At 67.2% G+C, this 25,260-nt stretch carries 25 protein-coding genes; 10 read left to right on the forward strand and 15 right to left on the reverse strand.

The window, feature by feature from the left end; all coding sequences use genetic code 11:
* Nucleotides 1-194 precede the first annotated feature (194 nt).
* Nucleotides 195-1,424, forward strand: a complete 1,230-nt coding sequence (locus tag ACZYYX_RS01880; protein WP_463812701.1) for a hypothetical protein — start codon at nucleotides 195-197, stop codon at nucleotides 1,422-1,424.
* On the opposite strand, the gene ACZYYX_RS01885 is transcribed toward ACZYYX_RS01880, so the two are convergent.
* Complete coding sequence (locus tag ACZYYX_RS01885; protein WP_463814761.1) at nucleotides 1,421-1,990, reverse strand: TIGR03086 family metal-binding protein; 570 nt, start codon at nucleotides 1,988-1,990, stop codon at nucleotides 1,421-1,423. The two genes, ACZYYX_RS01880 and ACZYYX_RS01885, sit on opposite strands and share 4 nt — an antisense overlap.
* A 57-nt stretch (nucleotides 1,991-2,047) precedes the next feature.
* Here ACZYYX_RS01885 and ACZYYX_RS01890 point away from each other — a divergent pair, with 57 nt between their 5' ends.
* Nucleotides 2,048-2,902 carry an LLM class F420-dependent oxidoreductase gene (locus tag ACZYYX_RS01890; protein WP_463812702.1) on the forward strand — a complete coding sequence of 285 codons (855 nt, stop codon included), beginning with the start codon at nucleotides 2,048-2,050 and terminating at the stop codon, nucleotides 2,900-2,902.
* Nucleotides 2,903-2,980: 78 nt separating this feature from the next.
* On the opposite strand, the gene ACZYYX_RS01895 is transcribed toward ACZYYX_RS01890, so the two are convergent.
* From ACZYYX_RS01895 to gltB, 4 genes are all read right to left on the reverse strand, one after another.
* A complete protein-coding gene (locus ACZYYX_RS01895) occupies nucleotides 2,981-3,121 on the reverse strand; it encodes a hypothetical protein (protein ID WP_463812703.1) in 141 nt (46 codons plus the stop codon).
* A 305-nt stretch (nucleotides 3,122-3,426) separates the two neighbouring features.
* Complete coding sequence (locus ACZYYX_RS01900) at nucleotides 3,427-3,594, reverse strand: hypothetical protein (protein ID WP_463812704.1); 168 nt, start codon at nucleotides 3,592-3,594, stop codon at nucleotides 3,427-3,429.
* An 82-nt stretch (nucleotides 3,595-3,676) separates the two neighbouring features.
* Entirely contained in the window at nucleotides 3,677-5,143 is a 1,467-nt protein-coding gene (locus ACZYYX_RS01905; protein ID WP_463812705.1) for a glutamate synthase subunit beta, read from the reverse strand.
* On the reverse strand, nucleotides 5,136-9,719 hold the full coding sequence (gene gltB / locus ACZYYX_RS01910; RefSeq protein ID WP_463812706.1) for a glutamate synthase large subunit: 4,584 nt from the start codon (nucleotides 9,717-9,719) through the stop codon (nucleotides 5,136-5,138). Before gltB ends, ACZYYX_RS01905 begins: the two co-directional genes overlap by 8 nt.
* A gap of 537 nt (nucleotides 9,720-10,256) precedes the next feature.
* Here gltB and ACZYYX_RS01915 point away from each other — a divergent pair.
* Together ACZYYX_RS01915 and aqpZ are read left to right on the forward strand one after the other, a co-directional pair.
* The gene (locus ACZYYX_RS01915) at nucleotides 10,257-11,057 is read left to right on the forward strand and encodes a PaaI family thioesterase (protein WP_463812707.1); all 801 of its coding nucleotides are present in this window, start codon (nucleotides 10,257-10,259) and stop codon (nucleotides 11,055-11,057) included.
* A 107-nt stretch (nucleotides 11,058-11,164) separates the two neighbouring features.
* Entirely contained in the window at nucleotides 11,165-11,953 is a 789-nt protein-coding gene (aqpZ, locus tag ACZYYX_RS01920; RefSeq protein WP_463812708.1) for an aquaporin Z, read from the forward strand.
* Between the two features lie 4 nt (nucleotides 11,954-11,957).
* On the opposite strand, the gene ACZYYX_RS01925 is transcribed toward aqpZ, so the two are convergent.
* The 6 genes from ACZYYX_RS01925 to ACZYYX_RS01950 form a co-directional block, all read right to left on the reverse strand.
* Nucleotides 11,958-12,503, reverse strand: a complete 546-nt coding sequence (locus tag ACZYYX_RS01925) for a Dps family protein (RefSeq protein WP_463812709.1) — start codon at nucleotides 12,501-12,503, stop codon at nucleotides 11,958-11,960.
* A 70-nt stretch (nucleotides 12,504-12,573) separates the two neighbouring features.
* Nucleotides 12,574-13,491: a DNA-3-methyladenine glycosylase family protein gene (locus ACZYYX_RS01930; protein WP_463812710.1), complete on the reverse strand. Its 918-nt coding sequence runs from the start codon at nucleotides 13,489-13,491 to the stop codon at nucleotides 12,574-12,576.
* Between the two features lie 3 nt (nucleotides 13,492-13,494).
* Nucleotides 13,495-13,869: a DUF427 domain-containing protein gene (locus tag ACZYYX_RS01935; RefSeq protein WP_463812711.1), complete on the reverse strand. Its 375-nt coding sequence runs from the start codon at nucleotides 13,867-13,869 to the stop codon at nucleotides 13,495-13,497.
* A gap of 26 nt (nucleotides 13,870-13,895) precedes the next feature.
* A complete protein-coding gene (locus ACZYYX_RS01940; RefSeq protein ID WP_463814762.1) occupies nucleotides 13,896-15,269 on the reverse strand; it encodes an NAD(P)/FAD-dependent oxidoreductase in 1,374 nt (457 codons plus the stop codon).
* Between the two features lie 13 nt (nucleotides 15,270-15,282).
* A complete protein-coding gene (locus tag ACZYYX_RS01945) occupies nucleotides 15,283-16,287 on the reverse strand; it encodes an NAD-dependent epimerase/dehydratase family protein (RefSeq protein ID WP_463812712.1) in 1,005 nt (334 codons plus the stop codon).
* Nucleotides 16,284-16,784: a nuclear transport factor 2 family protein gene (locus tag ACZYYX_RS01950; protein ID WP_463812713.1), complete on the reverse strand. Its 501-nt coding sequence runs from the start codon at nucleotides 16,782-16,784 to the stop codon at nucleotides 16,284-16,286. The genes ACZYYX_RS01945 and ACZYYX_RS01950 overlap by 4 nt, the downstream gene beginning before the upstream one ends.
* Nucleotides 16,785-16,841: 57 nt before the next feature.
* Between ACZYYX_RS01950 and ACZYYX_RS01955 the strand changes: the two genes are divergently transcribed.
* From ACZYYX_RS01955 to msrA, 3 genes are read left to right on the forward strand one after another with little or no spacing between them, the layout of a single operon-like run.
* Nucleotides 16,842-17,762, forward strand: a complete 921-nt coding sequence (locus ACZYYX_RS01955) for an alpha/beta fold hydrolase (RefSeq protein ID WP_463812715.1) — start codon at nucleotides 16,842-16,844, stop codon at nucleotides 17,760-17,762.
* Between the two features lie 46 nt (nucleotides 17,763-17,808).
* Complete coding sequence (gene msrB, locus ACZYYX_RS01960) at nucleotides 17,809-18,282, forward strand: peptide-methionine (R)-S-oxide reductase MsrB (RefSeq protein WP_463812716.1); 474 nt, start codon at nucleotides 17,809-17,811, stop codon at nucleotides 18,280-18,282.
* Nucleotides 18,279-18,788, forward strand: coding sequence for a peptide-methionine (S)-S-oxide reductase MsrA (gene msrA, locus ACZYYX_RS01965; RefSeq protein ID WP_463812717.1), 510 nt, complete (start codon nucleotides 18,279-18,281; stop codon nucleotides 18,786-18,788). The genes msrB and msrA overlap by 4 nt, the downstream gene beginning before the upstream one ends.
* Before the next feature lie 23 nt (nucleotides 18,789-18,811).
* Here the strand turns inward: msrA and ACZYYX_RS01970 are convergent, their stop codons facing one another.
* A complete protein-coding gene (locus ACZYYX_RS01970) occupies nucleotides 18,812-20,137 on the reverse strand; it encodes a cytochrome P450 (RefSeq protein ID WP_463812718.1) in 1,326 nt (441 codons plus the stop codon).
* Between the two features lie 45 nt (nucleotides 20,138-20,182).
* Between ACZYYX_RS01970 and ACZYYX_RS01975 the strand changes: the two genes are divergently transcribed.
* Together ACZYYX_RS01975 and ACZYYX_RS01980 are read left to right on the forward strand one after the other, a co-directional pair.
* Nucleotides 20,183-20,758 (forward strand): TetR/AcrR family transcriptional regulator, encoded by a 576-nt coding sequence (locus ACZYYX_RS01975; RefSeq protein ID WP_463812719.1) that lies wholly within the window; start codon nucleotides 20,183-20,185, stop codon nucleotides 20,756-20,758.
* 127 nt (nucleotides 20,759-20,885) lie between these two features.
* On the forward strand, nucleotides 20,886-22,151 hold the full coding sequence (locus tag ACZYYX_RS01980; protein ID WP_463812720.1) for a hypothetical protein: 1,266 nt from the start codon (nucleotides 20,886-20,888) through the stop codon (nucleotides 22,149-22,151).
* Between the two features lie 131 nt (nucleotides 22,152-22,282).
* Here the strand turns inward: ACZYYX_RS01980 and ACZYYX_RS01985 are convergent, their stop codons facing one another.
* From ACZYYX_RS01985 to ACZYYX_RS01995, 3 genes are all read right to left on the reverse strand, one after another.
* Complete coding sequence (locus ACZYYX_RS01985; RefSeq protein ID WP_463812721.1) at nucleotides 22,283-22,912, reverse strand: hypothetical protein; 630 nt, start codon at nucleotides 22,910-22,912, stop codon at nucleotides 22,283-22,285.
* Entirely contained in the window at nucleotides 22,909-23,604 is a 696-nt protein-coding gene (locus tag ACZYYX_RS01990) for an MspA family porin (RefSeq protein ID WP_463812722.1), read from the reverse strand. Before ACZYYX_RS01990 ends, ACZYYX_RS01985 begins: the two co-directional genes overlap by 4 nt.
* 71 nt (nucleotides 23,605-23,675) lie before the next feature.
* Nucleotides 23,676-24,365, reverse strand: coding sequence for an MspA family porin (locus ACZYYX_RS01995; protein ID WP_463812723.1), 690 nt, complete (start codon nucleotides 24,363-24,365; stop codon nucleotides 23,676-23,678).
* 382 nt (nucleotides 24,366-24,747) lie between these two features.
* On the opposite strand from ACZYYX_RS01995, the gene ACZYYX_RS02000 reads away from it, so the two are divergent.
* Entirely contained in the window at nucleotides 24,748-25,230 is a 483-nt protein-coding gene (locus ACZYYX_RS02000; protein WP_463812724.1) for a hypothetical protein, read from the forward strand.
* Nucleotides 25,231-25,260: the final 30 nt, after the last annotated feature.

Genomic DNA, 25,260 nt, shown 5'->3' on the forward strand with positions numbered 1-25,260 from the left:
CGTGGGAGCACGATGCCAATGAGACGCCGCTTCCCAGACGCCGGTCGCACTGGCCACTCGTAGCTGGAGTATTCGTGGTCGTGTGCCTCCTCATCGCTGGGGCGGCGTTCTTCTTGAGGGGAGATCGCGGGGGCATCCCGCCAGAACTCCGCGTCAGTTGGCAACCGTCGGGCCAACACTTCGTCAGCGCGTCCATGAGTTCTCTGCCGATCCCCGGCTGGCATCTACATCTCGAAGACCTCGGCTTGCCAGAGGACAGCCAGCTGTCGACCGCTGACATGCCCATCCATTCCCGTCCGTTCATCAACAACGTCGGTGATCGAGCGTTTTTACTCGCGCGAACACCCGATGAACCCACCCAGTGGTGGCTTGCCGGCATCGACGTGTCACGCGGTGTCTCTCTTTTCCCGGCCGTCAGACTCAATACAGGAGGCAAACCGGAGTGCCTTCTCAACGGGCCTGATGCTGTTCTCTGTGTCACAAGCGATATCGCCGACCGGACAGCTTGGGTCATCGATTCGCGCTCCGGCGCGGTGACCTACAACGGACAGACTGACCTCAACGTTCGACCCAACGACCTCGAAGTGACGCAGCTAGGCATCTACGCCGTCGCAGAATCTGTGAACGAGGGGGTTTACGGCATCGGCCCCACTGCGAACACCACCTGGTTCGTACCCGGCGCCGGCGACCCGGGACCGAAGTACCTTCACCCACTGGACATCGACCCTCCCGCTTTGGCGTACCAAACCACCTCCGGGAGGGGTTCATTCGGCAAGGTGGTGTTTTCGCCGTCTGACGGACGAGTACTTCGCCCCCAGCTCCCAGACGGCGCTGAGCAACAAACCACCCTGTTGTTCCCCGGAGGCTTTGTGTCCCTGATCGACACGAGCGACCCACGAGACCAGATCGAATTCTTCGACGCAACAGGCAACCGCACGTCGACACGAAACTTCACCGGCGGGTTGTCCTCGCTGCGGGGCTATTTCGATCTACCAGTCGTCTCCTCGTTTGACGGTGAGGACAGCTGGGCCTTGGTGACATCGCGTGGCGACCTCGTGTTCTCGGCGCCGTCCGGTACGGGTGACCCTGTCCGCCTGGTCGGTTCACGCTTGATCATCAGTGCCAGCGACTTCTCGACCCGCGGTTGGGCCCAATACGACGTGCGCTCCGGGACGTGGGGAAAGCGATGCACCAATGTGGACATGGACGCCGGGTACATCGGCTTTGACGGCCGCGTCGCGGTGACGAGTGACGGGAACCAGACAATAGGACTCGACACCGAAGCTACCGACCTCGACACATGCGAGCGGTTGTGGACTATCAGCTCGGCTCCGGGTTCCTGGCGCAACGTCTGGCGCATCAACACCACGCTTGTTCAATTATCTGACGACGGAACCGAATTGATGTCACTCGTCGCGCCCTAGGGCGTCCAGGCCGGGTCCCGTCCGGTGAGCGCCACCACCCGATCGAGCAGCGGCGCATCATCATTCACGGGAACCGCCGCGGCGAAGAGTCCCTCGACCGGCGGCCCGGAGGCGAACTCCGTCACGTGCGGCAGCACCGCGCGCAGGACGTCGTCGTCCACCGCATACGGTCGGCCGGTGGCCCGCGCCAGATCCCAGCCGTGCACCACGACCTCGGTGAGCGCGATCCTGCCGCCGACCTCGGCCGGGAAATCCACGCCGCCGGCGCGCGACATCCCCTCCCACGCCGCGGGGTCTCCCCACGCCGCCGCCATTGCCGTCAGACGCTCCGGGTACGAGGTCCGCCAGTCGTCGTCGAGCCGGTCGCTGACCTCCGGCGGAGAGTTGGTCAGCTCGCAGAAGTCCTTCCGCGCCGCCGCGGTGAACGCCGCCGCCAGCCCACCCAGGTGCGACACCAACGCCGCCACGCTCATCTCCGAACAGGGCGTCGGCCCCGTCAACTCGCCGTCACCGACGGTCCGCACCAGATCCGCGGTGCCCGCACACGCTGAGGTCATATCGATCATGTGCATGCTGACTCGGATCGTTCGCCGAACTCATCGGAGCGTCCTAGAGTCGACACAGTGAGATTCGCCTTCAAGACTTCCCCGCAGAACACCACCTGGTCCGACATGCTCGCGATCTGGCAGGCCGCCGACGACATCGATGTCTTCGAATCCGGCTGGACCTTCGACCACTTCTATCCGATCTTCTCCGACTCGACCGGCCCCTGCCTGGAGGGGTGGATCACGCTCACCGCTCTGGCCCAGGCGACCACCCGATTGCGTGTGGGCGTACTCGTCACCGGCATCCACTACCGGCACCCGGCTGTACTCGCCAACATGGCCTCGGCACTCGACATCGTCTCCAACGGCCGCCTCGAGCTCGGTATCGGCGCCGGCTGGAACGAGGAGGAGTCCGGCGCCTACGGAATCGAACTCGGCAGCATCAAGGAGCGGTTCGACCGCTTCGAGGAGGCCTGTCAGGTGCTGCGGGGCCTCCTGAGTCAGGAGACCACGACCTTCGACGGCCGGTTCTATCAACTCAAGGACGCCCGCAACGAGCCGAAAGGTCCGCAGCAGCCGCATCCGCCGATCTGTATCGGCGGCAACGGCGAGAAGCGCACCCTGCGTATCACCGCCCAGTACGCCGACCACTGGAACTACGTCGGCGGCACGCCAGAGGAATTCGCACGCAAGCGAGATGTACTGAAGCGGCACTGCGCAGACGTGGGACGCGATCCCAAGGACATCATGCTGTCCTCGCATGTGCGGCTGGAGGAGCGAAACTACCGCAAGCTCATCGAGGATTGCATCGCGCTCGGCGCCGAGGGCCTCGATCTGGCGATCATCTATCTGCCCCCGCCCTACGATCCTGCGGTGCTCGAGCCGCTCGCCGAGGCGATCCGCGACTCAGGTCTGCTCAGCAAAGATCGGTGATGATCACGATTCGGTAACGAAGGGCAACGTTGCGGGTCGCAGCGTCCACCTGGAGATCGACGGACGCGACAAAATTCGCTAGAAGCCGTACCGAACGAGTTCGTCAGGGGTGATCAGGCGCTCTGCCTTGGCCGGAAATTCGCGGCTTTTGACGGGGTGGCGGAACAGTGACCAGGCAATACGACTGATCCGAGTGCGGGTAACCGGGGTGATGGACACGGTGTCTACTCCTGCGGTGTACGTATAGCTGAACCGGGGAGCCACCTTACCGCAGCGCCCTCACCAAGTCATTAGATACCTGACCGCTGGCAAACACTGGAAGGCACGCCGAAAAAAAATATGCTGTTTCTGGTGTGACTCATGGGGCTGGTGTTAACGCCGCGAAACCGGTCGTTGACCGTTCCGTGCACCGAGCGTGGCGTAGTGGTTGTGAAATCGATGCACTCGCAGCGGGCTCGCTCACGTTCGGCGGAACAGCTCCGGCGGCCTTCCGCGACAGACCGTCACCCGATCCCCGGTCGCTGTCAGTTGGGTTCCATCGCGCAGGTGTCGCGCTGCAGCGTCACTCCCGCGACGGCTTCGTAAGCCAGGCGCAGCTCCCGCAGCGTGAACGCGTCACCCAGCAGCCTTTCGAAGTCGGGCGCGCTCGCGCACCTCAGCGACAGCCATCGCGATGATCTCGCGGTGCGCACGGTCGAACCACTCGTTCGGTTGCGGGCGCGCTTCGGCGAGCCGTTGCGGGGGCCGCGATTCGAGACGACCCCCGTCGTCTGACTACCGCTGCGGCACCGCGGTCGGCTTGATGGGCGCCGGCAGCGCCGTGTGCCCCATGAGGTACGTGTCCACCGCGGAGGCCGCCGCACGTCCCTCGGCGATCGCCCACACGATCAGGGACTGGCCCCGACCCATGTCGCCGGCGACGTACACCCCGGGAACCGAGGTGGCGAACTTCGAGTCACGCCCGACGTTGCCGCGCTCGTTGATCTCGACCTTCAGATCCGTCAGCAAGCCCTCACGCTCCGGACCGGTGAAGCCCATGGCCAACAGCACCAGATCGGCCGCCATCTCGAAGTCGCTGCCCTCGACCTTCTCGAACTTGCCGGCCTTCATCTCGACCTCGTAGCCGCGCAGACCCGTCACACGGCCGTCCTCGCCGAAGAACTCTTCGGTGTTGACCGAGTAGACGCGCTCGCCACCCTCCTCGTGCGCGGAGGTGACCCGGTACACCAGCGGGTAGGTCGGCCACGGCGTCGAATCCGCGCGGGTCTCCGGCGGCCGCGGCATGATCTCGAACTGGTGCACGTGCTCGGCGCCCTGGCGGTGTGCGGTGCCCAGGCAATCGGCGCCGGTATCACCGCCGCCGATGATGATGACCCTCTTGCCCTTGGCCGTGATCGGCGGCTGGTTGTCGTCGTCGACGACGGGGTCACCGAGCTGCACGCGGTTTGCCCACGGCAGGTACTCCATGGCCTGGTGGATGCCGTCGAGTTCACGTCCGGGAATCGGCAGATCGCGCCGCGCCGTCGCGCCGCCGGCCAGCACCACAGCGTCGAACTGCGAACGCAGCTGCGCGGCAGTGATGTCGACCCCGACGTTGACGCCGGCGCGGAACTCGGTGCCCTCGGCTTCCATCTGCTCGAGGCGCCGGTCGATGTGGCGCTTCTCCATCTTGAATTCGGGGATGCCGTAGCGCAGCAGACCGCCGATGCGATCGTCCCGCTCGTACACCGTCACATCATGGCCGGCACGTGTGAGCTGTTGCGCCGCGGCCAGTCCCGCCGGGCCCGAGCCGACCACCGCGACCTTCTTGCCGGTCTTGCGGTCCGGCGGCAGCGGAACAACCCAGCCTTCGTCGAAGGCCTTGTCGATGATCTCGACCTCGACCTGCTTGATGGTCACCGGGTCCTGATTGATGCCGAGCACGCACGAGCCTTCGCACGGCGCCGGACACAGCCGCCCGGTGAACTCCGGGAAGTTGTTGGTCGCGTGCAACCGCTCGATCGCCTCGCGCCACCGGTCGGTGCGGACCAGGTCGTTCCATTCCGGAATCAGGTTGCCCAGCGGGCATCCGTTGTGACAGAACGGGATACCGCAGTCCATGCACCGGGCGGCCTGAACCTGCAGATGGTCGGGAGGGAATTCCTCGTAGACCTCTTTCCAGTCCCGCAGGCGCAGGTCGACGGGGCGACGCTGCGGCGTCTCCCGCTGGGTGTATTTCATGAAACCGCGCGGATCAGCCACTTGCGGCCGCCATGATCGCTTCGTTCACATCGTCTCCGTTGCGTTCCGCATCGGCGATGGCCTGCAACACACGCTTGAAATCGCGGGGCATCACCTTGGTGAAAGAACCGGACTGGGCGTCCCAGTCGGCCAGAATCCGTTGTCCCACGGCAGAATCGGTGGCGTCCACGTGCGCCGTGATGATGTCGCGCAGGTACTCGGTGTCCTCGTCGTCGAGGCTCTCCAAGGCCACCATCTCGCCGTTGAGATTGTCGGCCAGGACGTTGTCGGGGTCGTAGACGTAGCTGATGCCGCCGGACATACCCGCCGCGAAGTTGCGGCCGGTGGGGCCGAGGATGACGACCCGTCCACCGGTCATGTACTCGCAGCCGTGATCACCCACGCCCTCGACGACGGCGTGGGCGCCGGAGTTGCGCACCGCGAACCGCTCTCCCACCTGGCCGCGCAGGAACATCTGGCCGCTGGTGGCGCCGAACAGCACGACGTTTCCTGCGATGATGTTGTCCTCGGCGACGTAGTCCGCCGGCGCGTTCTCCGGCGGACGCACCACGATGCGCCCACCCGAAAGGCCCTTGCCGACATAGTCGTTGGCGTCGCCGTAGACGCGCAGGGTGATGCCCTTCGGGACGAACGCGCCGAAGCTGTTGCCCGCCGAACCCTGGAACGTGATGTCGATCGTGCCGTCGGGAAGTCCCTGTCCGCCGTAGGCCTTCGTCACCTCGTGGCCGAGCATGGTGCCGACGGTGCGGTTGACGTTGGCGATCGTCGTGGAGAACCGAACGGGGGACGCGTCGTCGATCGCCTCCCGGCACTGCACGATCAGCTGTTGGTCGAGCGCCTTGTCCAGCCCGTGGTCCTGCCGCGAGCTGCAGTACAGGTCCTGGTTCATGAACGCCGACTCGGGCTCGTGCAGAACCGGGGTCAGATCGAGCTTGTGCGCTTTCCAGTGCTCGGCAGCCTTGGCGGTATCGAGCGCGCCGACCTGGCCGACCATCTCGTTGACCGTCCGGAAGCCCAACTGCGCCATCAGTTCCCGAACTTCTTCGGCGATGAACATGAAGAAGTTCTCGACGAACTCGGGCTTGCCGTTGAAGCGCTGACGCAGCAACGGGTTCTGGGTGGCCACGCCGACGGGGCAGGTGTCGAGGTGGCAGACGCGCATCATGATGCAGCCCGACACCACCAGCGGGGCGGTGGCGAAGCCGAACTCCTCGGCGCCGAGCAGCGCGGCGACCACCACGTCGCGGCCTGTCTTGAGCTGGCCGTCGACCTGGACCACGATGCGGTCACGAAGTCCGTTGAGCAGCAACGTCTGCTGCGTCTCGGCCAGCCCCAGCTCCCACGGCGCGCCGGCGTGCTTCATCGACGTCAGCGGGGTGGCGCCGGTGCCGCCGTCGTGCCCGGAGATCAGCACCACGTCGGCGTGCGCCTTGGACACGCCCGCCGCCACGGTGCCGACACCGTTCTCCGACACCAGCTTCACGTGCACGCGTGCCTGCGGGTTGGCGTTCTTCAGGTCGTGGATCAGCTGAGCGAGATCCTCGATCGAGTAGATGTCGTGGTGCGGCGGCGGCGAGATCAATCCCACGCCAGGCGTCGAGTGCCGCACCTCGGCCACCCACGGGTACACCTTGTGCCCCGGGAGTTGGCCGCCTTCACCGGGTTTCGCACCCTGGGCCATCTTTATCTGGATGTCGGTGCAGTTGGACAGGTAGTGCGACGTGACGCCGAAGCGACCCGAGGCGACCTGCTTGATCGCGCTGCGCCGCCAGTCGCCGTTCTCGTCGCGGTCGAAGCGGGCGACCGCTTCACCGCCCTCCCCTGAGTTCGACCGGCCGCCGAGCCGGTTCATCGCGATGGCCAGCGTCTCGTGCGCCTCGGCGGAGATCGAGCCGTAGCTCATCGCGCCTGTGGAGAACCGCTTGACGATCTCGCTGGCCGGCTCGACCTCCTCAAGAGGAACCGACGGGCGTTCGCCCACACGGAATTTCAGGAGCCCACGCAGCGAGGCCATCCGCTCGCTCTGGTCGTCGACCAGCTTGGTGTATTCCTTGAACACCTCGTACTGACCGGTGCGCGTGGAGTGCTGGAGCTTGAACACCGTGTCCGGGTTGAACAGGTGGTACTCGCCCTCGCGGCGCCACTGGTACTCGCCGCCCACCTCGAGCTCCCGGTGCGCCCACTCGTCGGGGCGGTCCAGGTACGCCAGGGAGTGCCGAGCGGAGACGTCGTTGGCGATGTCGTCCAGGTCGATGCCGCCGACCGGACAGTTCAGCCCGGTGAAGTACTCGTCGAGCAGCTTCTGGCTGATACCGATGGCCTGGAACAGCTGCGCACCGGTGTAGGACGCCAACGTGGAGATGCCCATCTTCGACATCACCTTGAGCACGCCCTTGCCTGCGGCCTTGACGTAGTTGGCCTTGGCCTGGTCGCTGCTGATGCCGTTGATGACACCTCGATCGACCATGTCCTCGATCGACTCGAACGCCATGTAGGGGTTGATCGCGGCCGCACCGAAGCCGACCAGGCACGCCATGTGGTGCACCTCGCGGGCGTCGCCGGCCTCGACGACGAGGCCGACCTTGGTGCGGGTCCGGTCACGGACCAGGTGGTGGTGCACCGCAGCCACCGACAGCAGCGACGGGATCGGCGCCATCTGTTCGTTGGACTCGCGGTCGGAGAGCACGATGATGCGGGCACCGTCGCGGATCGCTGACGACACCTTGGCGCGGACGTTGTCGAGTGCTTCCTTGAGCCCTCGGCCGCCGCGGTTGACCGGGTAGAGGCAGCGGATGACGGCGGCGCGCATGCCGTGCTTGTGGCCGCGGATCTCGTGGTCGGGGTCGACGCAGATCAGCTTGGACAGCTCGGCGTTGCGCAGGATCGGCTGCGACAGCGCGATCTGGCGACACGACTCGGCGTCGGGATTGAGGAGGTCACCCTCCGGGCCGACGGTGCCGGCGAGGCTGGTCACCACCTCTTCGCGGATGGCATCCAACGGCGGGTTGGTGACCTGCGCGAACAGCTGCTGGAAATAGTCGAACAGCACACGTGACCGTGCGGAGAGCACCGCGATCGGGGTGTCGGTGCCCATCGAGCCCAGCGCCTCGGCGCCGGTGCGCGCCATCGGCGCGACCAGGAGGTTCAGCTCTTCGTAGGTGTAGCCGAAGATCTGCTGGCGCAGCACGACGCGGTGGTGCGGCATCCGCACGTAGTCACCGGGCGGCAGTTCTTCGAGCTTGAACAGACCGGCGTCGAGCCATTCCTGGTACGGCTGCTCGGCAGCCAGCTCGGCCTTGATCTCCTCGTCGTCGACGATGCGACCCTGCGCCGTGTCGACCAGGAACATGCGGCCGGGCTGCAGGCGCATCTTCTGCACGACGGTGGCCGGGTCGAGGTCGAGCACGCCGGCTTCGGAGGCCATCACGACGAGTCCGTCGCTGGTCACCCAGATACGGGAGGGCCGCAGACCGTTGCGGTCCAGGACCGCACCGATCACGGTGCCGTCGGTGAAGCACACTGCCGCAGGACCGTCCCAGGGCTCCATCAGCGAGGAGTGGTACTGGTAGAAGGCCCGCCGCGCCGGGTCCATCGACTCGTGGCGCTCCCAGGCCTCGGGGATCATCATCAGCACTGCGTGCGGCAGGCTGCGACCGCCGAGGTGCAGGAGTTCGAGCACCTCGTCGAAGCGGGCGGTGTCCGACGCCCCAGGCGTACAGACGGGCACGATCTTGTCGAGGTCCTGGCCCGAACCGAAGATGTCGGTCTTGATGAGCGCCTCGCGGGCCCGCATCCAGTTCTCGTTGCCGGTGACGGTGTTGATCTCGCCGTTGTGGGCGACGCGCCGGAACGGGTGAGCCAGCGGCCACGACGGGAACGTGTTCGTCGAGAAGCGGGAGTGCACGATGCCGAGCGCGCTGGTGAGGCGCTCGTCCTGCAGGTCGAGGTAGAAGGCCTTGAGCTGCGGCGTGGTCAGCATGCCTTTGTAGACGAACGTCTGCCCGGACAGGCTCGGGAAGTAGACGGTCTCGCGGCCGGGACCGTCCTGGCCCGGCCCCTTGGTGCCGAGTTCGTGCTCGGCGCGCTTGCGCACCACGTAGGCGCGGCGTTCGAGGTCCATTCCGGAGGCGCCGGCGAGGAACACCTGGCGGAAGGTCGGCATGGCATCGCGAGCCAAAGCCCCGAGCGACGATTCGTCGGTCGGCACGTCGCGCCACCCCAGCACCTGCAGGCCTTCGGCCTCGGCGATCTTGCCGACGGATTCACACGCCGTCGCAGCGTCCTTGGACGACTGCGGCAGGAACGCGATGCCCGTGGCGTAGTTTCCCGGCTCGGGCAGATCGAACTCGACGACCGCCTGGAAGTACTCGTGGGGGACCTGCAGCAGGATGCCTGCGCCGTCACCGGTGTTCGGTTCGGCGCCCTGGGCGCCGCGGTGTTCGAGGTTGAGCAGCGCCGTGATGGCCTTTTCCACGATGTCGCGGCTGCGGCGGCCGTGCATATCGGCCACCATGGCCACGCCACACGCATCGTGTTCGAATGCGGGGTTGTACAGGCCCTGAGGACTGGGCGCCATTCCCACCTACCTTATTTCTTCAGATACCTCGGCGCGAGAACGTTAGCCGGGGCGGCGGCGGAGGGGCTCTCGTGCAGCACTGAACGACGGCCCTTTTTCCACTCGCCACAAGTGCTCAAAACGATATGACAAAGGGCCCCTGACATGCCAACTTAGTGCATCCTAACGAGGTTGGGCCGCCCGGACTTCGCCCGACGGCTCACGGCGCCAGGTCACAGGCGAATAACGTTGCCATGGACGGTCTTTCACCTCGATAAAGAGGAGATCCACCGGGTGAGACCCACATCACACACTCGACACTCCCGCGTCCAGTATTTGCCACATCAGTCTCTCACCGTCATGACGTGCACGTGACGTTCTCGTTGCATTTGCTGAAAGCCTGGCGAGATTCTTAGAGTTGTCGCCCGAGTGGCTGACAGAGCCACCGAGGGTGCCCGGCGGGCACCTGCTGGCCCAAACACGCTGCGCCACAGCAGGATCGATGGCAATGACGGCCCCACCGCTGCGCGGATGAGGCACGCCGGTCAGGCTGGCTGGGTGCGCTACCCGCTGAATCATCCCCTCGGCCGGTTCGGAATCGAGACCGACGACGACGACCCCGACCTGGCGACGGCGTCCATTCCGATCGCCGGATTGGTCAATCCCCTCACCGGGCTGCCCACCGTCGCCCCGCTGGCGATGCTCGTCGACCATGTCGCCGGCGCGGCCAATCACGTCCGCCGAGCAGCTGACGAGTGGACGGTGTCCAGCGAGCTGTCGCTGGAGGTCGCTCCCGGGGCGGCAGAGGCCATCGCGGCCGCGCCCGATCACCCCGTGATCGGCGTCGCGCGGCCCGTCGGCCCCAAAGGAACGACCGCGCTGGCGCTCTGCGACCTGTCGGTCGGCGGCGCAGTGATCGCGACGGCGACCGTCCGTTCCTTCTACATCCCCGCACCGGCGACCTTCACGACATGGTCCGACGACACAGACGGGACGACAGTGGGTCCGCGATTGGCCGATCGGATGGCCGTCGAGGTCGGCGAGACCGGCGGCGCGGCGGCGGTGCTCTTCCAACGCGACGACCCCGCGGTCTACAACGGCGTGGGCACCGTCCACGGCGGAGTGTCGTCGATGGGGCTCGAGCTGGTCGGATCGGCAGCCCTGAACGGCGGCACCGGACCCGAATTCGTCACCGGCTCGCTGCGGGTGAACTTCTACCGGCCGATGCACGGCGGAGCCGGAGCGCACTACAGCGCGACGCCGACGCGCATGGGCCGGCGCAGCGCCGCCGCCGACGTCGTCGCCGTCGGGTCGGACGGTCGCACCGCACTCACGGGACGGGTGACCGCCTACCGCTGACCTGGGTGAATCGTTCATTGCCAAAGTGCATCGGTTCGGACACAGCGCGGCCTTCAGGCACCCGACCGTGTCACCGTTGAGCCCTCGACGGCGGAAGAAGGTCCCTGATGCGCGCACCGACGATGCTGCATCGAGTTGCAGCGGAGTTCATCGGCACGTTCTGGCTCGTATTCGGCGGATGCGGAAGTGCCGTGTTCGCCGCCAAGTTCCTCTCCGGCGACGGTGTCTCTCTGGGGATCGGCTTCGTCGGCGTCTCACTCGCCTTCGGTTTGACGGTTCTCACCGGCGTCTACGCCTTCGGCACCATTTCGGGCGGCCACTTCAACCCGGCCGTCACCCTCGGCGCCGCGCTGGCCAAGCGGGTGGAATGGAAAGCCGTACCCGGCTACTGGCTGACCCAGATCGTCGCTGGCGTCGTAGCCGGCGCCGCGATCTACGTGATCGCCAAGGGCCGCGACGGCTTCAGCGCGACGGGAAGTATGGCTGCCAACGGGTACGGCACGCACTCCCCCGGCGGGTACTCGCTGGTGGCGGTGATCATCGCCGAGGTGCTGCTGACGTTCATCTTCCTGCTGGTGATCCTCGGATCGACCGACGATCGCGCACCGAAGGGCTTCGCGGGGTTGTCGATCGGGTTGACCTTGACCCTGATCCACCTGATCTCGATCCCGATCTCCAACACGTCGGTCAACCCGGCACGCTCCACCGGCGTCGCGTTCTTCAACGGCGACGGGGCACCCGCGCAGCTGTGGGTGTTCTGGATCGCGCCGCTGGTCGGTGCCGCCCTGGCCGGAGTCGCCTACCCGTACCTGTTCGGCACCGCCGAGGAGCTCGCCGATCGTCCTGTTCGCGACGACACGCTCCCCGGCGGCAGCCCAGATCTGGCGACGACCTGACCGGTCAGGCGCTCTTGGCGGCGTCGGCCGCGCTCTTCTCGGTCTTCTGGCCTTCGTTGGCCAGCTGACCGCCGGCGTTCTCCAGGTGCGCCCGCACGAACCACTGGAACTTCTCCAGTTCGGCGGCGTGGCCGATCAGCATGTCCTCAGTGATCGGGTCCAGCTCGCCGACCCGCTCGATGCTCTTGCGGGTGTCCTCGATGACGCCGGTGTAGACCAGGTCGAGGGCGGCCAGGTGCGCCTGCACGGTGTCGCGCCCGACCGAGTAGTCATCCCAGGTTCGGTCCTTCTGGATCGCACCTGGGGTGCCCTGCGGGGAGGCGCCGAGAGCGGCGATGCGCTCGGCCACTTCGTCGGCGTACCCGCGGACCAGTTCGACCTGCGGGTCGATCATTTCGTGGACCCCGATGAAGTTGGGGCCCACCACATTCCAGTGCACGTGCTTGAGCGTCAGGTGCAGGTCGTTGTAGCGGCTCAGCGCCTTCTGCAGCAACTCAGCGACCTCGGCGCCCGCCTTGTCGGACAGTCCGGGCACGGTGAACGTAGTCATGTAACAACTCCTTCGTATGTCCCGCCCCGTGTACCCCTGCCGTCGGCGCGATAATCACCTGCGCTCGACGTCACAGTTCGGCAAGATTCGGGATCGCCGCCCGCGGCCCGAAGCGCGGATTCACCGCGAGCCCACTGACTTCCAGTAATCGGACGGCGCGCTGCCGGTGCGGCGCCAGGGGCGCCAGCAGTGTCACCATCTCGTCGTCGTCGATGGGATGGCCGAGCAGACTCCAGCCCACCATCGTGGACAGGTGGTAGTCCCCGATGGACAGCGCGTCGGCATCCCCCATGGCCCGCTGGGCAACCTCGGCCGCCGTCCACACGCCGACACCGGGCAGCGACATCATCGCTGCGCGCGCCGCCTCACACGACCGATGCACCAGCCGTTCGAGTGCGTCGGCGCGTTGCGCGCACCCGACCACGGTCCGCGCGCGACCCGGATCGACATTGGCGAGGTGGAAGTCCCAGGACGGCACCCGACGCCACACGTCGGCGCTCGGCGGCACCCGCATGTGCGCAGGCGCGGGACCCGGGGCAGGCGCTCCGTACTTCCCCACGAGCGTGCGCCACGCCCGTCGAGCGTCCTTGCCGTACACCCGCTGTTCCAGGATGGCGGGAACCATCGCCTCGAGCACCCGCCCCGTCCGCCCCAGCCGCAGGTGTGGCACGCGTCGGTGGGCGCGCGCGATCGTGAGCTCCTGCGGGTCGAATCCGCTCACCTCGTCCTCGGCCCCGAGTAGGGCGGGCAGCGCGGCGGTGAACTCCGCGGCGCCGGGCCCCCACGCCTCGCAGCCGACGGTGTCGACGGCTTCGCGGCCGATCCGTGCGGTGACCGGACCGCTGGCCAGCAGGCTGGTCCGCCAGATCGAACCGTCGGGAGCGACGTGGTAGCACGGGTCGGCCCGGCCCCGGCGCAGCGGCGACAGCGTCAGCGCCGGACTCGCGGGGCCGGCGAACGTGACGCTGGCCGTCCTGCTGTGCGGCACAGGCTAGGGCTCCACCACGACGTCGGCCTTGTCCGGGTAGAACGCGACGTGCCCGGCGATCGCCGCGACCGCCGGGTAGGGCTGCTCGTAGGTCCACACCGCGTCGGTGACGGTGTCGTCCCCGGTCCGGACGTCGTAATAGCCGGCGTCACCCTTGAACGGGCAGTACGTCGCGGTATCGCTGCGCTGCAACTTCTCGGCCGACACGTCTGACATCGGGATGTACTGCACCGCAGGGTAATCGGCCTCCTGCAGCGTCAACGCGGCAGAGCTGTCGGCGATCACCTCGCCGGCGATCCGGACGACGACGCGACGTCCGGTGGGGGTGACGGTGATCGGGTGGCTGCTCGACGGTTCGAGCACAGGTCGGTCGGTCATGACTCCATTGAACGCCTCGGCGCCACTCAGTGCGGGCGGCCGGCGATCTTGTCGGCGACGACGGCGATCGGTGAGGTGCCGGCACGCCCCCGCGCCTCGTGCCAGTCGGCGGCCTTGTAGGCCAGGTACATGCCCCGTACCCCGAGCCAGCGCAGCGGCTCGGGCTCCCACTGCTTCGACCGGTGTCCCACCCAGGGCAGCTCGGTCAGCGGCGTCTTGAGGCCGAGCACGAGGTCGACGAGCGTACGGCCGGCCAGATTGGTCGCGGTCACTCCATGGCCCACGTAGCCGCCCGCCCAGCCCAGCCCGCTGGCCCTGTCGAAGTCGACGGTCGCCTCCCAGTCGCGCGGCACGGCCAGCACACCGCACCAGCCGTGCGCGACACCGATGTCGGCCACCTGGGGCAGAACGGTGCGCAGTGTGGCGGTCAGCGCGGTGATCGTGCGTTCCGGCACCCGGCCGTCCCGGTCGGTGCGGGAGCCGAACCGGTAGGGCACGCTGCGCCCTCCGATCGCGATGCGGTCGTCGACAGTGCGCTGCGCGTAGAAGAACCCGTGCGCGGTGTCGCCGAGCGTTTCCCTGCCCTGCCAACCGATCTCGTCCCAGATGTGCGCCGGGATCGGATCGGTGGCGATCATCGAGCTGTTCATCGGCAACCAGCGACGCTTCAGCCCGCGCAGCCCCGCGGTGAACCCTTCCGTCGCGCGCAGGACGATCGGGGCCGTGACGGTGCCGCGCGGGGTGACCGCGCGCCCGGCCGCGATCTCGACGACGGGTGAGCGCTCGTAGATGTCGACGCCGAGCGCGGCGACGGTGTCGGCCAGCCCACGCACCAGCTGCGCCGGCTGAATCCTGGCGCAGTGCGGGTTGTGGTAGGCCGCCACCACGTCGCTGAGCCGGATGCGTTGCCGCGCTTCGTCTCTGGACAGTTCCTCGATACCGTCGATCTGCCAGCGGCGCTCGGCCGCGGCCGCGGCAGCCAGTCGACTGGCCTGCGCGCGGTTGCGGGCCACCTCCAGCGTCCCGCCCTTGACGATGCCCGCCTCGATGCCCTCCTTCGCGGCGACGTCGATGACCTCGTCGACAGCCTCGTTCAGAGCGCGCTGCCAGGCCACCACACCGTCGCGGCCGTACTGCTGCGCCATGCGCTCACGATCTCCGGGCACCAGACCCGACAGCCAGCCGCCGTTACGTCCGGACGCACCGAATCCGGCGAACCGCGCCTCGAGCACCACGATGCGCAGGCTCGGATCGGCCTTCTTCAGGTAGTACGCCGTCCACAACCCCGTGTATCCGGCACCGACGATGCAGACGTCGGCGTCACGACTGCCGGGCAGGAACGTCCGCGGTGTGGGGAGTCCGTCGTACCAGTGCGAGATGTAACCGTTGAGCACCGACAGATTGTGGCAGCCTCTACCGTTTCGCGGAGCGCAGGTTGACCCAGAACGTCGCGGCCTCCCGGATCGACTCCTCGACCGGTCGGGGCGTCCACCCCAGTTCGCGCTTGGCCTTGCTGCAGTCGACGGGGGCCTCGGCGCGCATCAACCGCACCGAATCCAGCGAGAGTCGCTCGTCGGTTCCGGTCAGGCGCGCCTTGAGGCTGCCCAGTGCCGCCATCGCGTAGGTCAGGGGCAGCGGGATCGTCCTACTCGGCGCGGGCACCCCGACGGCCTCGGCGGCAATGCGGACCACCTCGGCGTTGGAGATCATCTTCTCCGAGATCAGATAGCGCTCGCCGACCCTGCCCTTCTCCGCGGCCAGCAGGAGCGCGGCCGCAGCGTCGTCGATGCCGACGGCCTCCAACTCGATGCTCCCCAGCACGAACGGCAGCTTGCCGAACGCGGCTCCGGCGATGATCGCGCCGTGCGGGGTTCGGCCCCAATCCCCGGCGCCGTAGGTGGTGGACACGCACATCGCGACGGCGGGCAGTCCGCGGGTGCGGGCGTAGTCCAGCACGAGCCGCTCCGCCTGTACGCGCGACTGCACGTAGGGGGTGAGTGCGCGCTCGTCGGTGATGACGTCGTCCTCGGTCGCGGTGTGCCCGCGTCGCCGGGCGACGGTCGCATAGCTGCTGGTGAACACGAACTTCTGCAGTCCCGCCGCGATCGCCGGCTCGACCGCGAGGTCGAGCACGCGCCGGGTGCCCTCGACGTTGGTGCGGAACAGCGGCGCCGGGTCGCGCAGCCACCCGCGGGTGTCGACGACGCAGTAGTAGACGACGTCGGCGCCGATCATGGCCTCGCGCAGCACGTCGTCGTCGAAGATGTCGCCGACGAAGCGGGTGACGGAGAGGTCGTCGATGCCGACCGTGTTGGCGCCGTCGCGCACCATCACGCGGACGTCCACACCGGCGTCGACGAGCTGGCGGGTCACGTGGCTGCCGAGGTAGCCGTTGGCCCCGATGACGAGCGCGCTCATCGGGTCACCCCGGCCATCCACTGGGCGGCTTCGTCGGGCAGGGTGCCCAGCTCCTGGGCCTTGCGGCACCACTTCAGCGTCGCCTTGACGAAGCGCAGTGGGTTGTAGATGTCTTCCTGGCGACACCACCTGCCGTCGCCGGCGTAGGTGACGATCGAGATGTTCGTGGCGCTGATGATCGTGCCGTCACCGGGGTCGCGCATCGGGTTGTCGAGCTCGCAGATCACCCGTCCGGTGTCCTCGTCGAACACCTTCCACCGCGAGGGGAACGCCGTCATGTAGCTGCCGGGAAAGGTCTCCATGGTGTCCCAGATCCACGGCCGCACTTCCTCACGGCCGCGCATCGTGCCGGCGGCGTGCTCGATGTAGAGCACGTCGTCGGTGTACTGCGCGACCCAGGGGTCCCAGTCGCGGGTGGTCGCCGCGCGGTCGACCGTCTTCTCGAACTCGGCGAACGCCGCGGCGAGTTCGTCGCGACTGAAAGTGCTACCCGTCACACCCAGAACTAGAACACGTTCTACCTGGTCTTGTCGACCAGTCGTAGTGTCATCGACGTGAAGAAGCTGCTGGCGACAGCTATCGGAGTCATCGCCGCGCTCGCAACCGCACCGACCGCCCTCGCACAGGACGTCGCCGGGCTCATCGACATCGGCGACGGTCGCAGCCTTCATCTGGACTGCCAGGGCAGCGCCGCTGCGGGCTCGCCCACCGTCTTCGTCATCCCCGGCATGGGCAGCTACGCCCAGGCCTGGAACGCGTCGATCGCGCCGGCCGACCCGGTTCGCTCACAGCCCTACGACCTCGTCGACGAGGCTGCGATCGTCTACCCCACCGACGTCGCGACGCAGCCGACCGTCGCGAGGACGACGCGCATCTGCTCCTACGACAGACCGGACACCCGGCCCGACGGGCCGGATCGGTCGACCCCCGTCGCACAGCCGCACACCGCGGCGCAGGACGTCGACGACATCGTCGCGCTGATCGCCGCGGCACAGCTGCCCACCCCGATGGTGTTCGTCGCCCACTCCTACGGCGGCCTGGTTCTCGACCTGCTGGCTCGACAGCATCCGGAACTCGTCAGCGGCCTGCTGTTCTCCGAGCCGACGTCCGAATTCCTGGTGAGCGTCGGTCGGCCCGACCAGAACGACGCGTTCGACGCCGACGGGCGCACCAAGCCGCCGGGAGAGGAGGCGATCCTGGCGTATGACGCGTTCGCGCGGATCGCGGCCGCACCACCGCTGCCCCGCGTCCCGGCGATCGTTCTGAGCGCCGACAAGTTCGCCGCGCCGAAGAACCTCGAGCCCGACAACTACACCCAGACTCAGGTCCATCAGGCGAATGACATGTTGGCGGCCGCGCTCGGCACCACCAACGTCATCGTGCCGGGGACCGGGCACAACCAGATGCTGTATCAGCCGCAGGCCGTGGCTGACGAGATCGTGACGCTGGTCGACGAGGTCCGTAACGGGAACTAACCGCAGGCCACTCACGGTTGTACAAGTGCCAACCCGAGGAGGTTCCGTGATCCAGACCTACAACAGAAATCCCGACGCGCTCGGCGCACTGTCGCCCGAGCAGTATCACGTCACCCAGGAAAACGGCACCGAGCGCCCCTTCACCGGGGAGTACTGGGACAACCACGAACCCGGCCTCTACGTCGACGTCGTCTCCGGTGAGCCGTTGTTCGCCTCGGTCGACAAGTTCGAGAGCGGTTCGGGGTGGCCGAGCTTCACGCGCCCCGTCGACGCGGAGAACGTCATCAGCAAGCGGGACTTCTCGCACCTGATGATTCGCACCGAGGTCCGCTCCGCCCACGGAGACAGCCATCTGGGGCACGTCTTCACCGACGGTCCCCACGACCAGGGCGGCCTGCGCTACTGCATCAACTCCGCAGCCCTGCGGTTCGTCCACCTCGACGACCTCGAGGCCGAGGGCTACGGGCAGTACCGTGAATTGTTCACCCCATCCGACGAATCCACTGAGGAGCGCGCATGAGCGACTACAAGCGGGCCGTGCTGGCCGGCGGCTGCTTCTGGGGCATGCAGGACCTGATCCGGCGTCAGCCGGGCGTGGTGTCCACCCGCGTCGGCTACACCGGCGGCCAGAACGACCACCCGACCTATCGGAACCATCCGGGGCACGCCGAGGCCGTCGAGATCGTCTACGACCCGGCGCAGACCGACTACCGGGCGCTGCTCGAGTTCTTCTTCCAGATCCACGATCCGACGACGAAGAACCGGCAGGGCAACGACGTCGGGAGCAGCTACCGCTCGGAGATCTTCTACGTCGACGACGAGCAGCGTGACGTCGCGCTCGACACGATCGCCGATGTCGACGCCTCCGGCCTGTGGCCCGGCAAGGTGGTCACCGAGGTCAGCCCGGCTCCGGAGTTCTGGGAGGCCGAGCCCGAGCATCAGGACTACCTGCTGCACTACCCCAACGGGTACACCTGCCACTTTCCGCGCGCGGGCTGGAAGCTGCCCAAGCGCACGCAGGTCTGATTCGCCTACCGGTGGTGCCAGACTCAGCGGGCGTGCACCACGATGCGCCCGCCCAGCTTGGGCGTGTGGGCGACACCGCGGAAGTGCTGCTTCTCCGCCGGCTCGGTGGTCGGCTCGATGGCGAAGTGGCGCAGCACAGTTCGTAGTACGACATCCATTTCCACGTTGGCGAAGGTGGCCCCGACACAGCGTCGGGTGCCACCGCCATAGGGGATGTGCGCGACGGTGGACGGGCGCTGACCCACGAAGCGCTGCGGGTCGAACCGTGTCGGGTCCGGGAACTCCTCGGCGCGACGGTGTATCTGGTTGATGGCCACCAAGATCGAGTAGCCGTGCGGGATGACCCAGTCCCCGAGGTCGAACGACGGTGCGTACACGTGACGTCCAGCGAAATCGATGATCGTGCGGGTGCGCTGCACCTCGAGGATCGCCGCCTGCCGGTAGGTGTTGTCGTCGGTGTCGGCTTCCGCGGCGAGCTCGGTCAGTACGTCGGGGTGGCGGCTGAACCTCTCGAAGGCCCACCCGAGGGTCGCAGCGGTGGTCTCGTGGCCGGCGGCCAGCAGGGTGAGCAGTTCGTCGCCGACGTCCTCACGCGACATCGACGAGCCGTCCTCGTAGGTACTGCGCAACAGCAGCGAGAGCACGTCGTCGCGGGAGTCGAGCTCCGGATCAGACGCGACGGCATCGATCAGTCGTCCGATGATCTCGTCGTAGGTCCTGCGGTAGGCCGCCAGCTTGCCCCACGGGGTGAACCGGCCATACGTGTGCGAGGGCATCGGGAGCACAGCGAGCCTCGATCCCAGCGTCACCCAGGGCGGGATGCTGCGCCGCAACTCGTCCAGATGTGCACCGTCGGCGCCGAACACCGCCCGCAGGATGACGTTCAAGGTGATCCGCATCATCGGCTCGAGCGTCTCGAAAGGCTTTCCCTGCGGCCATGTCCGGATCTCCCGCAGCGTCTCCTCTTCGAAGATCCGCTCGTAGTTCTTGATGCTCTTCCCGTGCAGCGGCGGAGTCAACAGCTTGCGCCGGAGGCGGTGGTCGGTGCCGTCGAGAGCGAACACCGAGCCAGGCCCGAGCACCCGCGACAGATTGGGCGAAATATTGCCCACCTCGTCGGGATTGGCCATGAACACCTGCTTGGCCAGCATGGGATCGGCCACGATCACCGACGGACCGAACACCGGCAGGTGCAGCGTGAACACGTCACCGCATTGACGGGTGGCCTGCCGCACGGTCCACTTCCGTGCGAACGAGAACCCGAGCCCCTGCAGCGCATGCGGAATGCGTGGCTCCGGCGGCAAGCGATCGATGTTCACCGTTTTGGTACTGCTGTGTACCGCAGTCATGTGGGGTACGGTACCGTTTGGTACCAGGGACCGCAAGAGGTGCAGATGACCGTGACCGCAGTGCTGACGCCGGACCGACTGCTCGATGGTCTGTCCGCGTCGATCGGTGAGCGCGGCTACCGCGACACCACGGTCGCCGACATCGTCCGGCATGCACGGACCTCGAAACGCACGTTCTACGAGCACTTCGCCGGCAAGGAGCAGTGCCTGATCGAGCTGCTGCGCCGCAACAACGCCGACTTGATCGCCGGCATCCGTGCAGCTGTTGCGCCAGATGATGATTGGCGATCGCAGATCCGGCAGGCCGTCGAGGCGTACGTCGCACACATCGGGGCGCGCCCCGCGATCACCCTGTGCTGGATACGGGAGGCTCCAGCGCTGGGCGTCGTGGCCCGGCCGCTGCACCGCCAGGTGATGGGCGACCTCACCGAGCTGCTGACGACGTTGACCGCCAGCCCCGGGTTCCGACGGGCAGGCGTGCGCCCGTTGCCACCCGCCACCGCGCTGATCCTGCTGGGAGGCTTGCGCGAGCTGACGGCATTCGTCGTCGAAGACGGCCGCGACGTCGGCGACATCACCGAGCCTGCGATCGCAGCGGCGGCCGCCCTCGCCATCGGTTGAGCCACTGCCAGGAAAGTCACCACCCGTTCACCTGCCGAGAATGCGCGCGCTGCAATGCGTTCCGACCACCCATGTGCGAGCCCCGTACATTTCCGTCCGTCCTGACACCCCTTACGAAGGCGACGGTATGCACTCGTCCATTGGCAAACCCCTCGTGGCACTCGTCTCGGCCGCCTGCCTGGCAGCCCCGGCCATGACCTCGACCACTCCCGATTCCGTGCGCGCCACCGCGACGATCCCCGTCGAACTGTCAGCCGCGGTCAGCACGTTCGATCCGGTACCGCCGTCGCTCCGGACGCTGAACTCCCCTGTGGCACCGACCGATGACGCCACGCTGGTCGCTGCGGTCGACACGATGGCCGAGCTGTCGGGCGTCGACAGGGCCACGCTGCTCCTGCAGCTCCTGACCGCGCCGTACCACAATTTCGTCGGCGTCTCGAAGGCCGTCGGAAGCGCCGTCAACGCCGTCCTTCAGGTGGCGTCACTGCCGTTCTCCGTCGCGACCTACGTCCTGGCCAACCGCACCACCGAGATCCCCGCCTACGTCGACAGCGTCCGGAAGAATCTCGACGGCGCTCTCCCCGGGATCTCTACCGCGATCAAGACCGAGATCCAGTACGACCTCGACCTGATCTCGCAGGTGTTCGGATCGCAACCCGACGCCACCACCGCGGGCGCCAAGAGCGTTGCAGCACAGGCTGATCCGGTTGATCAGGGCACCGTGCTGCTTCAGCTCCTGACCATCCCCTATCACAACTTCGTCGGCGTCTCGAAGGCCGTCGGAAGTGCCGCCAACGCCGTCGTCCAGCTGGTCTCGCTGCCCTTCTCGGTCTTCACCTATGTGCTGGCTAACCGCACCGACGAGATCCCCGGGTACGTCGACACCGTCCGCGCGAACCTGAAGAGTGCGCTGCCCGGCATCTCCACCGCCGTCAAGAATGAGCTCGCCTACAACAAGAGCGTCATCGACCAGGTCTTCGGTGGCAACACCGCGTCGCTGGCACTGCAGACGCGGCACGCCCCGAACCTGCTGGCCGGCGATGACTCGGCGACTACCGTTCTCGACAGCCCGCACCCGTTCCTGGCTCGGCTCGCCGAGACTCCGAAGACCCTTGGCGGTAAGCACCGTGCACCCGAAATCCAGGAGTCGGCCGAGCCGACCGTGAGCGAATCCGAGAAGACCCCGGACACCAAAACCGAGAACGCTTCTGAGACAAAGACCGACACCACGGACGAGTCGAAGACCGAGACGAAGACCGAGCCCAAGACCGAGACGAAGGCGTCCGAGTCCGATACGACGACAGCGTCGACGTCCGATGCCAAGAGCGAGACGAAGAAGTCCGCTCCCTCGCTGGGTGGCAAGCACCGCAAGCCGGAGGCTGACGCCGCCTGACCGCTGACGCAATCGGCCCCCACCGTCTTCGGTGGGGGCCGATTGCCGTTGGGGCGCCGCGAAAGTGCACACACGGTCGCAGCCAGCGAAGAACTACAGCACTGGAGGCACTTTCGCGGAGCCGAGGACCGTCAGCCCGGCGGCGGCGGCGGAGCTGCCGGATCGGGCAGGAACTGCACCAAGCCCGGCGGAATGTTGGTGCCCGGAGGTGGAGCCGTTCCCGGCAGTGGCTCACCGAGTTGCTGCTGCGGCAACTGGTTGAGCAGTGCTCCGTGCAAGCGCCCATCCGCGGCCAGGTCGTAGAAGCGGCCCAGCCAGGTGCGGCCGTTGACATCGGCATTTTCCTGCCCAGGGGCGACGTCGAACTGCTGGCCCTGCCCCGGGGCTGATGGCACCTCGTTCTGCGGCAGCCCGTAGGCATTGTTGAACGCTCGCAGGTTCGGCACCACGCCCGGCCCCGCGCCCGGCGCCGACGGCACCGCGTTCTGGCCCAGGGCTGTGGTGCGATCGATGCCCGGAATCGCGGGCGCCCCAAGCATTCCGGGAACAGCGGGTTGCCCCGTCTGGGCGAGCATGTTCCAGCCCTCGGGTCCCAACGGTGCCCCGATGACCGGGATGGTGGGCCCCGGCGGCGCGGGCGGCGGGGCGGGTGGCGGTGGCTCCGGCGGCGCCGGCGGCTGCGCGTGGGCCGCGGCCGCGAAGACGACAGCGGCACCGGCGGCGAGAAGCGCCGCCGGTGCCTGCCGGATCACACGTGTCATACCGACTTCGTGACGCCGTAGTACGCCACGATGTCGTCGGTGTCGGTGGTGGAGCTCGTCAGTGTCGCGTAGGAGCGCAGGAACGACTGTCCCGCACAACCATCCACCTTGATATGCACGTCTTTGAGCGTCACGCGCGCAGGTGCGGCCTTGAACGACTTCTTGTCGACGGACACCTGGTTCACCGTGCCAGGCTTGAGATGGATCTCGAGCGTGCCCGAGATCGGGAAGTTCACGCCCGTCGGCACGAGCCCTCCGGTCAGAGTCGACCCCGAGGTGCCGATGCCGACGGACCCGATCAGACGGACCTGGCCGAGCTCGATACCGCAACCGATCTGGTAACCGGCCTCGAGGACACCTCCGTTGAGCTTCGTCTTGCCCGAGCCCGTCACCGTGCCGACGAATGTCCCGCCGACGAGGTATTCGCGCGAGGACACGGCAGTGGTCAGCGGAGCGATGGGCAGTTGCGTCTCACCGGTGGCGGCGACGCTGAGCTGCCAACCGTCCGGAGACATGACGGTTCCGGGAGGTGCCGACGCGACGATGCCGTTGTCCGGCGGCGGCGGTGGCGGGGCACCGTCGACCGGGGGCGGGAGCGGGGCGGGCGGAGCAGGTTGGGCGAGCGCGGTGGGCACCGCGAAGGCCGGGAGAACGAGGCCGACGACGGCCATCGCGAGCAACTTCTTCTTCATGAATGCAATTGCCTCTCAGAGTCTTTCGGGTCAGCGAAGTCTGTGGTGACGAACAAGGTCCGGATAGGGGCTCACACCGCCTTCGTCACGCCGAGGTAGGTGACGACGTCATCGGTGTTGTCGGTCGAGCTGGTCAGCGTCGCGTAGGACCGGATGAAGGACTGCCCCGCGCACTGATCGGTCTTGACCCGCACGCCGGTCAGCGTGATGCGGGTCGAGGTGCCTTTGAAAGACTTCTTGTCGAGTGCCACGGTGGTGACCGTGCCGGGCTTGAGGTAGACCTTGCCCTGCAGGCTGAGCGAGGCGCCGAAGGCTGGGTTACCCGTGAACGGGATGCCGATGCTGGGCGTGATGCTGGCGCCGGGGTTGATCTCCGTTTCGTCGGAGATGATGCCGCAGCCGATCTGCTCGCCGGCCTCCATCGACCCACCGGCCAGTGTGGTCTTGCCGGTACCGGTGATCTTGCCCGTGAAGGTGCCGCTCACCAGGTACTCGCGCGACGAGATGGCTGTGGTCAGCGGCGCCACCGGAAGCTGGGTTTCGTTGCTGCCCAGGACTTCCAGATGCCAACCGTCGGGCGTGTCGAGGATTCCGGGCGGGCCCGAGGGGACCGCGCCATCGGGCGGAGGCGGAACGGGCGCCGCATCCGCGACGGGCTGTACACCTGGATTGGCGGGTGCCGGTTCCGCAGCGACGATCGGCGCGGCCAAGACCGGCGCCGCCAGGCAGACAGCGGCGAGCGAGACATAGCGGTTGAACATGGGTCTGACGACGCCTCTCGTGGGGTGTGGACGGGTTGTATCGCCTTTGACTCGCAGAGCGTCCATGGGCCGGGTGTCCGCCGGGTGAACGCACGGTGGCTCGTTCAGGCCTGCTCGCTATCGAGTGCGCACCTTTGCTGTAAGTCAGCTGTGAGGTTTTCTGTGAAGTGGCCGGGAACCTCTGAATAGTGTGCATTCGGCCATCCGGATGTCGCCGTTCGTTCACCTTCGGCGCATTGAGTACGCACGCCAGAGCACGAAACACGTTGGCGTTGAGAATTTTCGCCGACCCACATCACGCTTCTGAATCGATCGGAGAACGAACGTGCCAACCGGGATCTGCGCCAAGCGAGCAATGCTGGCAGGACTTGTCACAACCACCATGAGTTTTTTGCTGGCGCCCACCGTCGCCGCACAACCCGTCGATGCGGTCGCCGATCCGTCGGCGCCTCCCGTGCAGGTCGCCACACCGGGAAGTGACAACGCCGATCCGGCCGCCGTCGCAGCGTGCAGCCAGTTCGCCCAGGTGCTGGACGACACCGCGACCTACTACGGTGACTTCGCCGACTCGCTCGAAGCCTTCGCCGCGGTCGACTATTCCGATCCCGCCGTGGAGAGCAGCAATGTCGTGGGCCGCACCGCCTTACGGCAGGGGGCCGTCGTCGCGATGGCCGCCGCCAATACGCCCGGTCTGGCGCCGGCTGTCGCCGACCCGATGCGGCAGTGGTCGGTCGACGCCACCAAACTCCTGATCAAGATGGGCCTGCGCGGCGGGCGCGACACCCTCAACACCACCGCTGACGAGATGAACAACGACGCGATCGCCGCCCAGCAGGCCTGCGCGGCCGCGGGTACTCACGCATGACCTACGCCCGACCACGGCGCGTCGCCGCGT

This window comes from Mycobacterium sp. IDUB_1 (genome assembly GCF_055419625.1).